This is a genomic window from Shigella sp. FC1967 (genome assembly GCF_001743005.1).
GTDB lineage: Bacteria > Pseudomonadota > Gammaproteobacteria > Enterobacterales > Enterobacteriaceae > Proteus.
In genome coordinates, this window is sequence record NZ_MIIZ01001253.1 from 1 (window position 1) to 13,344 (window position 13,344).

A 13,344-nucleotide genomic window follows, 5' to 3' on the forward strand; every position below is an offset into this window, starting at 1 on the left:
GTTTTTTCGTTTTTAAAAATAATGTGTCATTTTTAGGCAATGCTTTAAATAGGTTATTTTTAGTAAAAAGAATAACCAAAGTGAGTTATTTTAAGTGTTATCATCTAAAAACAAATTGTTTTATAGATTTTAATAAAATAAAAATTTTCTTTATATCCGCTTTAAACTCTCTTCAATTTAAAATAATCTACTAATTGATATTTTGATAATTAATAGTGAATTTTTTATCTATTTTGATTTTATGGGTTAATTTTGAAATTTTTTTTTGAAAATTGGCTTGTCGAATAACAATCAAATGTGACTTAACTCTAAAATCTATCTTTTTATTGGCTCAGATGATTATTCTATATTGGCTTTTTGTGTATAGAATATTATTCTTATGTTATATCAATGTAAATTATTGGAGTCTTGCCATGAAAGTGATCATCTTAGGTGGCGGCGTTATTGGTGTAACAAGTGCGTGGTATCTTGTGCAACAAGGTCATGAAGTTATTGTTGTTGATAGACAAAATAGTGCAGCAGAAGAGACGAGTGCAGGTAATGCGGGTCAAATATCTCCAGGATATGCGACCCCTTGGGGGGCTCCTGGGATCCCATTAAAAGCCGTTAAATGGATGTTCCAGAAGCACGCCCCATTAGCGATTAAACCTGATGGCTCACTTTTTCAATTACGTTGGATGTGGCAAATGTTACGTAATTGTGATGCGTCACATTACACTATGAATAAAAGCCGTATGGTACGTATTGCCGAATATAGTCGTGATTGTATTCGCCAATTACGCCAAGACACAGGCATTGAATATGAAGGACGCCAAGGCGGTACTCTGCAACTTTTCCGTGATCAAAAGCAATTTGATAATGCGGCTAATGATATTGCTGTATTAAAGCAAGAGGGTGTTGCTTATGAATTGTTAACGGCAGACCAACTAAAATTAGCAGAACCAGCACTCGAACATGTCACTCATAAATTGACCGGTGGTTTACGTTTACCAAATGATGAAACGGGTGATTGCCAAATTTTCACAAAAAAAACTCGCTAAAATGGCAGAAGATGCGGGGGTTACGTTCTTATTTAACAAAGAAATCAAACATTTGTTATTTGATGGTGATAAAGTAGTGGGTGTCCAATGTCATGATGGGCTATTAACAGCCGATCACTATGTTGTCGCCATGGGCTCTTATTCGACAGAATTTTTGAAAAATAAAGTTGCTATTCCTGTTTATCCCCTTAAAGGCTATTCACTTACGATGCCGATTATTGATGCATCAAGAGCACCCACATCTACGATTTTAGATGAAACGTATAAAATTGCGGTAACACGATTTGATGAGCGAATTCGTGTCGGTGGAATGGCTGAGGTCGTTGGTTTTAATCTGAATATTTTAAAATCGCGCTGTGAAACATTAAAAATGGTTGTACAAGATCTCTATCAGGGTGGGGGTGATATTGAAAAAGCCACATTTTGGACGGGGCTAAGACCTATGACACCTGATGGTACACCTATTGTAGGGCCTACGGCTTATCGCAATTTATCATTAAATACAGGGCACGGTACATTAGGTTGGACAATGGCATGTGGTTCGGGACAATTATTGGCTGATTTAATTTCAGGGAATAAACCCGCTATTGCCGCTGATGACTTATCTGTGTTTCGGTATATCGATGGCTTTAATACTAAATTGCTCTTACCGGGGCAAAAACTTGATACAGCTTATTAATTGAGGAAAAACCATGTCCAGACCCACAAAAGTAACCATTAACCTCGATGCATTAAGCCATAATCTGTCTGTTATTAAAGAGAGAGTCAAAGGCAGCAAAGTGTGGTCTGTTGTGAAAGCAGATGCTTATGGACATGGATTATCCTGCGTTTGGCCGGCATTAAGTCATACTGATGGTTTTGCCTTAATTGAGCTAGACAAAGCTATTATGTTAAGAGAGCAGGGATGGGTAGGTCCTATCCTTTTGCTGGAAGGTTTTTTTAAGTCAGAAGATGTTTATTTATTAGAACGCTATTCTCTAACAACCGTAGTGCATTCTGATTGGCAATTTGATGCCATAGAAAATGCGCAATTAGAAAGACCGATTAATATCTATCTTAAATTGAATAGTGGAATGAATCGGTTGGGCTATCGACCAGACGCCTATAAACAAGCCATTGCTCGTGCAAAAAGTATCAACAATATTGGTTCTATTATCCAAATGTCGCATTTTGCTAATGCAGATACTGGGTTGAACATGGATATACAAAAAACCGCCATTAATCAGGCAATGGTTAATGAATTACCTCGGTGTTTGGCAAATTCAGCGGCAACGTTATTTGATCCTGAAACTTATCAAGATTGGGTACGCCCAGGTATTATTTTATATGGTGTTTCGCCTTCTGGGGTTTGGCAAGATATTGCTGGTTTCGATTTACAACCCGTCATGACATTTAAGAGTGAAATACTCGCCATTCAACAAGTTAAAAAAGGTGAGCAAATAGGTTACGGTAGCCGATATACCGCTGATCGTGATATGCGGATTGGTATTGTTGCTTGTGGTTATGCTGATGGTTATCCAAGGCATGCACCAGATGGTACACCTGTAATTGTTAATGGGCATAAAACACAATTGGTTGGACGTATTTCAATGGACATGCTAACCATTGATGTTACAGATTTTCCTGATGTTAATTATGGTAGCCCCGTTGAATTATGGGGAGAAGAACTGCCAGTTGATGATGTTGCAATGGCATGTGGCACTATTGGCTACGAATTACTGTGTGCAATCACACCAAGAGTGGCAGTAGAAGTGATGATAAATTTACCTAATGCCACTTTTTCTGATCTAAATGAAAGTTGTTGATAATCACTAAACTAGAATAAGACTAAATTTATTTTGATTTGGTGATCCTATGAGTAACGGCATTGCATTGCGTGTAAAAGGAAAAGTTCAAGGCGTTGGGTTTCGCCCATTTGTTTGGCAATTAGCCCATCGCTTTGGTTTATTAGGGCAGGTGAGCAATGATAGTTTGGGGGTATTGATACATTTAATGCCTTCACCTAAAAATGCACTCTTTATAGAAGCATTAAAAGCAGAATGCCCACCACTAGCACGTATTGAACGTATAGAAGGATCTCCTTTTCAATGGGAACAGCTACCGACTGACTTTATTATTGTAAAAAGTGGTGGTGGCGAAATGGATACGCAAGTTGTTCCTGATGCAACGACTTGCCAAGCTTGTATTGATGAATTGTTTGATCCACAAAATCGTCGTTATCATTATCCCTTTATTAACTGCACACATTGCGGACCGCGTTTTACCATCATAAAAAAAATGCCTTATGATCGGCCTTTTACTTCAATGTCTGAATTTCCATTCTGCCCTGAATGTAAACATGAATATGAAGATCCCTCTGATAGACGGTTTCATGCTCAACCTAATGCATGTCCTGTGTGTGGACCCCATATCTGGCTTGCAGATAATCAAGGTAAAGTGTTAGCAACAAAAGAGCTTGCATTAACTCAAGTATGTGAAGCTTTACTTGCTGGAAAGATTGTTGCCGTTAAAGGGATTGGGGGGTTTCATTTAGTCTGTGATGCACGTAATAATACCAGTGTTGCATTATTACGTGAACGTAAATACCGACCAGCTAAGCCACTAGCGGTGATGATCACTGGAATCGATCAAATTAAAGCAGATAAGCACGATCCAGATTTTCTTCCAACAGCCATTCAAACATTGCAAAGCACGGCAGCCCCTATTGTATTAGTCCCTAAAACCGCCACACCTAAACTAGCGGAGCTTATTGCGCCGGGATTAACTGAAATTGGTGTTATGTTACCCGCTAACCCGTTGCAACATTTATTAGCACGTGGCACGAACATTCCTCTTGTTATGACATCAGGAAATGCATCAGGTCATACACCTGCATTAAGTAACGAAGAAGCTTTAATACAATTGAAAGATATTGCGGATTTATTCTTAATGCATAATAGAGAAATTATACAAAGGGCTGATGACTCATTGGTTCGCATTGAGGGTAAACAGAGCGTTATGATCAGACGCTCCCGAGGTTATGTCCCTGATGCGATTTCACTCCCTGAAGATTTTGGAGCACAACCCTCAGTACTCGCTATGGGGGGGGATCTTAAAAATGTATTTTGCTTATTACGTCAACATCAAGCCATTATGGGGCCTCATTTAGGCGATCTTGATGATTTAAGCGTGCGACAACAGTTGATAAAATCGTTGGATCTCTTCCAACAGATTTATCGTTTTGCACCTAAAGCCATTGCAATAGATGCACATCCTAACTACATCAGTCATCAGTTGGGTAAACAGTTTGCTCATGAGCAAAATCTTCCTATTATTGAAGTCTCTCATCACCATGCACATATTGTTTCTTGTCTTGCTGAACATGGTCATACACATCAACAGGGAGCTGTCATTGGTATTGCTCTTGATGGATTAGGCTTTGGGCAAGATGGCACGCTATGGGGAGGGGAATGCCTGCGGGTGGACTATCAAAATTCAGAGCGGATTGGTGGACTCCCAGCTGTTGCGATGCCTGGAGGTAATCTTGCTTCTATTCAACCTTGGCGAAACTGGTTCGCACATTTAGCTACTTTTTCTGAAGATTGGCAAGGTAGTGTTATCACCCAAATGATACCTAACAATGAGTTGCAGATATTAAGTAAAGCCCTAAAACGTGGCATAAATTCACCTAAAGCCTCTTCTTGTGGCCGTTTTTTTGATGCCGTCTCGGCATCATTAGGATTAGCCCCGAAAGAGATAAGCTGGGAAGGCGAAGCCGCATGTTACTTACAAACTGCTGCATTGGCGTGTCAGAACGAAAAACAAACAGAAATTATTAAGCGATATGGGCATTTAATGCCTATAAAAAATAACTTGCTTGATCTGTCTGTTTTTTGGTCTCAATGGGAAAATGTAAAGCTTAGTGTCAGTGAAAAAGCTTGGCTATTTCATTATCTATTAGCGGAAAGCTTGGGCAATATTGCATTGCAATATGCTGATAAGTATCAGATTGATACCGTTGTACTTACGGGAGGGGTGTTAAATAATACATTACTCAAACACCTGTTTAAGAAAAAATTAAAACAATAAAAAAGTACTTATCCCTATGATATTACCCGTTTGGAGACGGTGGTATTGCATTAGGACAAGCATTGATTGCTACACATTTTAATGCAAAATTTAAAATGATTATAGGTAAAATGGTATCAATCTTAGTTATTTGTGACTGAAATAGGGTTTTGGTTGCTACTTTATTAATGACAATAATGGAAAATCATCGTGAGTAATAAGAAGATTATCATTTCTTTAGCCGTTATCGCAGGGCTTAGCACACCAGTAGCATTTGCTGGAGAATGGTCAATAGGGGGATCCGTTTTAGCACAAGTTACTCCTTATAAGGGGGCTAAATCAAAAGATTATTTATTACCCGTACCGCAAGTTAACTACCAGTCAGAGAATTTCTATTTCGCCACATTAGCGGCGGGTTATTACCTGTGGAATACACCTAAAGATCAACTCTCTGTTGATTTACACTATTATCCTCAGGCTTATAAACCAAGCGATAGTGACGATGAGCAAATGAAAAAAATTAAATCGTCGTCGTGACACTATGATGGGGGGCTTTACTTATAAGCACCATGAATCATGGGGTAGCTTAAGGGCAATTGTATCGGGTGATATGCTAGGCAAAAGTAATGGTATTATCGCTGATGCTGCTTATTTATATCCTTTCGAATTGGGTAACTGGTCTTTACAACCCGGTATCGGTTTTGTTTGGGAAAACAAAAAGCAGAACCGTTATGCTTATGGAATTAGTCATGCAGAATCTCAACGCAGTGGTTTAGCTGAATATACGCCAAATGATAGCTGGAGACCTTATTTTGAAATCTCTGCTAATTATAAATTTACAGAAAAATGGAATTTCTTTGCGATGGGACGTGTTGACCATTTACCGAGCGAAGTGAAAGACAGCCCAATGGTGAATAAATCTGTGACTGCGATTGTGTGGACAGGTGTGACTTACACATTCTAATTCGCTAAAAATCAGTGTGATTAGCTATGATAAAAAAGCTTCGATTCAAACTCGAAGCTTTTTTATTGTGTCAAATGTCAGTAATGCTTTATTTTTCAGCAATATTTTTACGTACACGAACGACCAGAGATAAGCGACCAGGATGAACGTTATCGGGTTTTAAGGGTTGGTGGATACGAGCGGTTTCTACACAAGCCATCTTACGATAACCACCTGCGCTCATATCTTTCATTGAACTTGCAAGCTCTGCACCGGGGTTCCAACATACGACATCACTATGATGGTAATGATGAACTTCAATTGTGCGATCCCAACCATCGTCATGTATAAGATTGAAATCGTCAGGCTCTGTATAAAGCCTGTCAGTACGCCCATTAAAACGTAATGAGGTTTCATCAGTGTAAACCTCTTTATCTGCCACTGTGTCAATGTAGTGGCTTCCTAGACCTGTTACAGAGACATTATCAATGTCACTCACATTAAAATAAGAGTGAAGGGCTGCTGTTGCTTCATAATCACCGTAAGATTCTAATTCAACCTCACAAGTTGCGCCTAATTTAAAACGAGCAATAACCGTAAAGGGATGTGGCCAATATTTTTGTGTTTGTTGGCTCTCTTTTAATGTCATGGTGATGAGAACACTATCATCTTGTTCGGTATGGGCACTAAATTCCCAAGGAAGAATTCGCGCAAATCCATGACTTGGTGTACCCGCAGAAGCAAACCAAGGCCAGCAAATAGGAATACCGCCACGAATGGCAACACCAGGAGTAAAGAGAGAGGCTTCGCTTACCCAAAAGACAGGATGCTCTTGTGCGGGTTGCCAAGCAATTAAGTGTGCGCCCTGAAGGCTGATAGCAGCACGTACTTTAGGATGCGAAATAACAAGGATAGGAAGTTCGCCTAATTGCCGACGACTTAAGTAAGGTGATATTTGTTCAATAATCGGCAAAGAAAAAATTTTCTCATTCATTATCTATAACCTTATGTCACTGACTATTTTAATACAATAAACTGACTGGCTAGAAAATAAAAGAGCCACCGAAAAGGTGGCTCTAAAAGAAATCGTGACTTTCTAAACTCTAATTATTTAGAGATATGAGAAATCAGATCCAGAACTTTGTTTGAATAACCAACTTCGTTATCGTACCAAGAAACTAATTTAACAAAGTTGTCATTCAGCGCGATACCTGCTTTAGCATCGAATACTGAAGTTAATACTTCACCGTTGAAGTCAGTTGAAACAACTGCATCTTCAGTGTAACCCAGAACGCCTTTCAGTTCGCCTTCAGCAGCTTCTTTGATTGCTTCACAGATTTGAGCATAAGTTGCTGGTTTTTCCAGACGTGCAGTTAAGTCAACAACAGAAACGTTAGGAGTAGGAACACGGAAAGACATACCAGTCAGTTTGCCGTTCAGTTCAGGAATAACTTTACCTACTGCTTTAGCAGCACCCGTTGATGAAGGGATGATGTTTTGAGAAGCACCACGACCACCACGCCAGTCTTTCATTGAAGGACCATCAACAGTACGTTGAGTTGCAGTTGTTGCGTGAACAGTTGTCATCAGACCTTCAACGATACCGAATTTGTCGTTGATAACTTTTGCTAAAGGCGCTAAGCAGTTAGTTGTACAAGATGCGTTAGAAACGATATCTTGACCTGCATATGATTTGTGGTTTACACCCATAACGAACATAGGTGTGCTGTCTTTTGAAGGACCAGTCAGAACAACTTTTTTCGCACCAGCTTGGATGTGTTTACGAGCAGTTTCATCAGTTAAGAACAGACCAGTTGCTTCAGCAACAACATCAACACCAATTTCGTTCCATTTCAGGTTTGCTGGATCTCTTTCTGATGTTACGCGGATGGTTTTACCATTAACAACGAGGTGGCCATCTTTTACTTCAACAGTACCGTTGAAACGACCATGAGTTGAATCGTATTTCAGCATGTATGCCATGTATTCTGCGTCTAACAGATCGTTAATACCTACGATTTCGATATCTGAACGTTCTTGAGCAGCACGGAAAACGATGCGGCCGATACGACCAAAACCATTAATACCTACTTTGATAGTCATATGTATTCCACCAGCTTTAATTTAGTGAATTAAAAAGTTGATTCTAAAGTTACCAAAACCGCGCCAATCGTCAAGCGGAATCGTGTCAATAATTGCAAAAAATCAATTAAAAAAACACTTTTCGCTTAAAGATTGGTCGTTTTAGCTAAATGTTACGCTGTGTATTATCGGGATCAATACCGATAAATGAAGTTACCTTTGCTCCGTTATGTGAAATTCATCACATTTCAAAAACTAAAGATTACTCTTGATGATTTTAGACTATATTTTTCAGATTTGTTGTTAAATCTTTGTTATTATTCACTGTTGTTTTAAAAAGCATTTTACTGGGCAAGAGGTCGATATGGCAGATAATGAAAAGAAAGTGAATATTTCAAGTAATAACAATCACATTGATTTATCAACACTCAATGAAATGCAACGTTATGTGACTCAACAGCAAGGTACAGAACCTCCGTTTAGTGGTAAATTATTACACAATCGTCAAACAGGGATTTATCACTGCTTATGTTGTTCTGCGCCTCTGTTTTATTCAGAGACGAAATTTGATGCGGGATGTGGTTGGCCCAGCTTTTATCAACCCGTTAGTGATAATGCAATTCGCTATATTGATGATTTTTCTCATAATATGAAAAGAACTGAAATACGTTGCCAGCAATGTGATGCACATTTAGGCCATGTTTTTAATGATGGCCCCGCCCCAACAGGAGAGCGTTATTGTGTTAATTCAGCCTCTCTTTCATTTACGAATAGTGAAACAGGCGAAAAACAAGTTGGTTAATTTCGTTAAATTAACAAAATAACAACAAAAGAAAAAACGATTCAGCCATTTCAAGTGATTATTTAGCTTATGGAGCAATCAATGGAAGTTAATGAACTTATTTCGATGGTAACCCCTGAGATTTACCAGCGTATTTCAACAGCGGTTGAACTAGGTAAATGGCCTGATGGCGTTGCATTGACTGATGAGCAAAAAGAGCATTGTATGCAGATTGTTTTATTATGGCAGGCGAAAAATAACCACACACCTGAACATATGACAGTAGGAACGAATGGGCAAATTACCATGAAGAGTAAACAAGAATTAAAAGCTCAGTTTCAATCTGAACGTTTGGCAACGTTAACGCCAATGGATGATGACTAAAAAGTGTGTTGAATGGATAAAATAGAGATAAAAGGGGATGTTTATTAACCAGGTTGGTTAAAAATAGCCCCTTTCTCATTTTATTAAGATAAAGAAAATAACGAACCTATTGATTGTTACGATTAAGCCAATGTGCTGAATCAATTAATGTCGCGCCCTTTGCCTGCATCTCTTCCAATGCTTTTTCGCTATCGCCTTCTTGAATATTGACGCCACGACAACCGTCTGTAATGACTGAGACTTGATACCCTAATAACAGCGCATCTAGCACTGTAAATTTGACACAGTAATCCGTAGCAATTCCTAAAATATAAAGATGTTTTATATTTAGCGTGTGCAAAAGTGTGTGCAAGCCTGTTTGATATTCATGGTCGTTATCAAAAAAAGCACTATAACTATCAATAAGACGGTTTTGCCCTTTATAAATAATGTGATTAATCTGGGCTTGGTTTAATTCAGGATGAAATGCAGCACCATAAGAATTTTGTACGCAATGAACGGGCCACCAAACCTGTGGTAATCCATTAAGGGTGCCAATTTCTCCCACCACAGTGCCTGAATTTTCAGCAAAACTAAGATGATCGGCTGGATGCCAATCTAAACTGGCGATAATCGGGTTTTTAGATTGATTGAAAGTATGAATAAGTTGGTTGGCGGTTTGTATCACTTTATCGCTTTCATTAACAGCTAATGCACCACCTGTACAAAAATCATTTTGTATATCAACTAATAACAGTGCCGCGTTTTTCACCTATTTTACCTTTTGATTAAACTTAGTTGTTATCGTCTAATGTCATTTCACCGCGTAGGTTTTGTTGCATTAGTTGGCAGATTTCAGTGTAATGATATTGTTGACTAAGAAGATAATGCAGTTTAGTTAATGTTGCTTCAAATGTCATATCAAAGCCACTGATCACACCCACTTCCGCTAATGCTTGACCTGTTGCATAACCTTCCATATTGACTCGACCAGAAATACATTGTGTAAGGTTGATAACAACAATACCCCGCTCTGTTGCTTCACGTAGGGTAGAAAGTAGAGCAGGGTGTGAGGGGGCATTACCGACACCATAAGAGCGCAATATTAAGGCTTTCACAGGTTGCATCAGGATATTTTTAACGACTTCATCTGAAAGCCCTGGATAAATGGTGATCACACCGATAGGTTGAGGCGTAATATTATGTGCAATAAATTCCCCATTTCCTTTAGGAAAGGAATTAATTTTAAATTGTTTAATATTAATGCCAGCTTCTAATAATGGTGCGCTATTTGGTGACGCAAAGGCATTAAAGCCATCCGCATGTGCTTTTACTGTACGGTTTCCACGATACAGTGTGTTATTGAAAAACAGAGCCACTTCATTAATTGGATGATGTGCGGCGAGATAAAGTGCATTTAATAGGTTTGTTTGTCCATCAGACCGTAAGGCTTCCAAAGGAATTTGAGAGCCAGTCACGATAATCGGTTTGCTAAGGTTTTCAAACATAAAAGAGAGTGCTGATGCGGTAAATGCCATGGTATCAGTGCCATGAAGAATAACAAACCCATCATAATTGTGATAATTTTCATTAATATCATCTGCGATAGATTGCCAATCTTCGGGGGTGATATTTGAAGAATCAATTAAAGGAAGGTGCTCTTTAATTGTAAAATCAGGCATCTCCTCACGGTGAAATTCTGGCATTTTAGCTAATTGGCGTTGTAAATGTCCTGATACCGGGATATAGCCATGTTCAGAATGTTGCATACCAATAGTACCGCCAGTATAAACAACGTAGATTGATTTCTTTTGCATCAGACAAAGCACTCTTATTAAGCTGTGAGAAATACCTGATTATAGGGAGTTTGCAGAATAAAAAAGGAAAGGATGCTAAAAAAAAGAAAAATAGAGAATAACTAATATCTGCTTTAAATCATTGTGTTAAAAATAGCATGAAGACAAACAAACAAAAATTTTCATCAGAATATCATTCTATAAAAAGTCAGAAAAAAGAAGAGGAATACACCTGTTCCTGATGAGCAGGTGTATGAATAGACAAGATTATTGAATATCGCCACAAGATAAACAATACGCATAGCGATTTAGCGGATCATTCATGTTGCGATAAAACTCTGTCTGTGTTTTGACTTCTTTTAAAACAGGTGCAGGTATATATGCTTGTAACGGATCAGGAATAAGTGCTTTTGCGTTAGATGATAAGCTCATAATGATCTGTTCAGAGAGACTTAATTCTGGCTTCATCCAATCAATAACGGGGTGCTCAATTTTTGCCATTTTAGCAACAGCATCAATGGCATCATCAAAATCACCAAATTCATCAACTAAACCAACCGTTTTTGCATCTATTCCTACCCATACTCGACCTTGAGCAATACGATCAATTTGAGCAGGTGTTTTCTTACGAGATTCTGCCACTAAATTAAGAAACGTTTTATAGCCACTTTCGATATTTAGCTGTAAAAGTTCTGCAAATTCTTCAGGGAGTTTATTTGTAACAGATAATCCGGCTAATGGTGAAGTTGTGACACCATCAGTATAAACACCAATAGATTCTAGGCTATTTTCAAAGGTATTAATAACGCCGAAAATACCAATTGAGCCAGTTAACGTTGATGGGCTCGCAATAATCTTGTTTGCAGGGGTTGAGATCCAATATCCACCTGATGCGGCTAAGCCTCCCATTGAAACAACCACATGTTTTTTCTGTTGTTTAAAGGCGGCAACTTCACTGCGTATTTGCTCTGATGCAGAAACGCTCCCCCCTGGACTATTGACACGTAATACAAGTGCCTTAATATTCGGATCTAAACGTGCTTGGCGAATTTGATTCGCAATAGTTGATCCCCCCGCAGACCCAGGAATACTTTCACCATCAATAATGGCGCCTTGAACAACGACTACGGCAATATTACCTTCATCATTTGCAGGTAATGATGAAGTTAACGTATCGGCATAATCATAAATGCTGATATTGTTAAATTGCTGGTTCTCTTTATCCCATTGGAAGGTTTCTGTCATATCTGCTTCAAATTGAGCGTATGAGCTTACTGCGTCCACTAATTTACGATTTAGCGCATAAGTTGCGTTGTCCCCATCGGCATTGCGTAGCTGTGCAATCATCTCTTTTGCACCAGGGAAAACATCCTCGGTGGTAATACTACGATTTTCTGCAACTTGAGTTAAATAAGTAGACCACAGTGCATTAACTAAACGTAATGAAGCTTCTCGAGATTCTGCAGACATGTCATTACGCATTAATGGTTCAACGGCAGATTTATAAGTCCCTACACGGAAAATATGAGTACTTACTTTTAAATTTTCTAGCAGTGTTTTGTAATAGAGATTTTGAAAGCCAAAACCATAAACCCCGACTGCACCTTGAGGAGTGAGATAAATTTTATCTGCATAAGACGCAAGATAATATTGTGGCTGGTTGTAATAGCCACTCACGGCAAAAATCGGTTTGCCTGTCTTTTTAAATTCATTAAGTGCTTTACCAATATAATTTAGCGAAGGTTGATCTGCACCTGCAAATTCATCAAGTTTGAGCACCATACCTTTAATTTTCGGATCTTGAGAGGCTTTGCGTAGCGTATCGACGATTTCGAATAATGAATTTTCTTGGAGCTGGCTATTAGAAACGCCTAAAAGCTCACGTCCAACTTCTCCTAAAGGGTTTTGGGTCGCAGTTTGGTCAACAATCACACCTTTAAGATCAACAAGAAGGGCACCTTCATAACTCATCGGTTTTTGTGCTTCTTTACTAATTAAGAAAATACCAATGACCATAAAGAGAAGAAAAAAGAAAATAACGTTTAAGATTAATTTCCGGATAAAGTTAATGGCTTGCCAACTGAATTTTTAATATTGCGCCGATTAACTCCATAATTTTATTCATACTATCTCCACATCATGTAAAGCTAAAATTTAATCCTAAACAGTCAATGCTAGAATTATTGGTAAGCAGGCTATATCCACATAATCTCATACTATTAAAACAAAAAGTGTTGTTAACAATAGAGAGAATAGCAATAACAATGAAGGAATATTCTAATTATAGTCTCT

8 protein-coding genes and 3 pseudogenes are annotated in these 13,344 nt (G+C 38.5%); 6 read left to right on the forward strand and 5 right to left on the reverse strand.

Annotated elements, in window-relative coordinates; translation table 11 throughout:
* Positions 1 to 413 precede the first annotated feature (413 nt).
* The 4 genes and pseudogenes from BHE89_RS20775 to BHE89_RS20790 all read left to right on the forward strand — a co-directional run bounded on the left by BHE89_RS20775 (position 414) and on the right by BHE89_RS20790 (position 6,051).
* A pseudogene (locus BHE89_RS20775) lies at positions 414 to 1,719 on the forward strand (D-amino acid dehydrogenase).
* Positions 1,720 to 1,732: 13 nt separating this feature from the next.
* Positions 1,733 to 2,845 (forward strand): alanine racemase, encoded by a 1,113-nt coding sequence (alr, locus tag BHE89_RS20780; RefSeq protein WP_069368960.1) that lies wholly within the window; start codon positions 1,733 to 1,735, stop codon positions 2,843 to 2,845.
* A gap of 49 nt (positions 2,846 to 2,894) precedes the next feature.
* Positions 2,895 to 5,248, forward strand: a pseudogene (hypF, locus tag BHE89_RS20785) (carbamoyltransferase HypF).
* Between the two features lie 49 nt (positions 5,249 to 5,297).
* Positions 5,298 to 6,051, forward strand: a pseudogene (locus BHE89_RS20790) (MipA/OmpV family protein).
* A gap of 88 nt (positions 6,052 to 6,139) precedes the next feature.
* Here BHE89_RS20790 and BHE89_RS20795 read toward each other — a convergent pair.
* Both BHE89_RS20795 and gapA read right to left on the reverse strand, forming a co-directional pair.
* Complete coding sequence (locus tag BHE89_RS20795) at positions 6,140 to 7,024, reverse strand: D-hexose-6-phosphate mutarotase (protein WP_069368963.1); 885 nt, start codon at positions 7,022 to 7,024, stop codon at positions 6,140 to 6,142.
* Positions 7,025 to 7,137: 113 nt separating this feature from the next.
* Positions 7,138 to 8,133 carry a glyceraldehyde-3-phosphate dehydrogenase gene (gapA, locus tag BHE89_RS20800; RefSeq protein WP_004243268.1) on the reverse strand — a complete coding sequence of 332 codons (996 nt, stop codon included), beginning with the start codon at positions 8,131 to 8,133 and terminating at the stop codon, positions 7,138 to 7,140.
* Positions 8,134 to 8,476: 343 nt separating this feature from the next.
* On the opposite strand from gapA, the gene msrB reads away from it, so the two are divergent.
* Positions 8,477 to 8,914, forward strand: coding sequence for a peptide-methionine (R)-S-oxide reductase MsrB (gene msrB / locus BHE89_RS20805; RefSeq protein WP_069368964.1), 438 nt, complete (start codon positions 8,477 to 8,479; stop codon positions 8,912 to 8,914).
* 81 nt (positions 8,915 to 8,995) lie between these two features.
* Positions 8,996 to 9,277, forward strand: coding sequence for a YeaC family protein (locus tag BHE89_RS20810; protein ID WP_036912841.1), 282 nt, complete (start codon positions 8,996 to 8,998; stop codon positions 9,275 to 9,277).
* A gap of 106 nt (positions 9,278 to 9,383) precedes the next feature.
* Here the strand turns inward: BHE89_RS20810 and pncA are convergent, their stop codons facing one another.
* From pncA to sppA, 3 genes are all read right to left on the reverse strand, one after another.
* Positions 9,384 to 10,028 (reverse strand): bifunctional nicotinamidase/pyrazinamidase, encoded by a 645-nt coding sequence (gene pncA / locus BHE89_RS20815; RefSeq protein WP_069368965.1) that lies wholly within the window; start codon positions 10,026 to 10,028, stop codon positions 9,384 to 9,386.
* A 22-nt stretch (positions 10,029 to 10,050) separates the two neighbouring features.
* Positions 10,051 to 11,073 (reverse strand): asparaginase, encoded by a 1,023-nt coding sequence (gene ansA / locus BHE89_RS20820; RefSeq protein ID WP_069368966.1) that lies wholly within the window; start codon positions 11,071 to 11,073, stop codon positions 10,051 to 10,053.
* Positions 11,074 to 11,319: 246 nt separating this feature from the next.
* On the reverse strand, positions 11,320 to 13,122 hold the full coding sequence (gene sppA / locus BHE89_RS20825) for a signal peptide peptidase SppA (protein ID WP_128860757.1): 1,803 nt from the start codon (positions 13,120 to 13,122) through the stop codon (positions 11,320 to 11,322).
* Positions 13,123 to 13,344 lie beyond the last annotated feature (222 nt).

What these genes read in the sequence shown, in the direction of transcription:
- alr (WP_069368960.1), top strand. Translation starts at nt 1,733, where the DNA reads ATGTCCAGACCCACAAAAGTAACCATTAACCTCGATGCATTAAGCCAT.
- BHE89_RS20795 (WP_069368963.1), bottom strand. Translation starts at nt 7,024, where the DNA reads ATGAATGAGAAAATTTTTTCTTTGCCGATTATTGAACAAATATCACCT.
- gapA (WP_004243268.1), bottom strand. Translation starts at nt 8,133, where the DNA reads ATGACTATCAAAGTAGGTATTAATGGTTTTGGTCGTATCGGCCGCATC.
- msrB (WP_069368964.1), top strand. Translation starts at nt 8,477, where the DNA reads ATGGCAGATAATGAAAAGAAAGTGAATATTTCAAGTAATAACAATCAC.
- BHE89_RS20810 (WP_036912841.1), top strand. Translation starts at nt 8,996, where the DNA reads ATGGAAGTTAATGAACTTATTTCGATGGTAACCCCTGAGATTTACCAG.
- ansA (WP_069368966.1), bottom strand. Translation starts at nt 11,073, where the DNA reads ATGCAAAAGAAATCAATCTACGTTGTTTATACTGGCGGTACTATTGGT.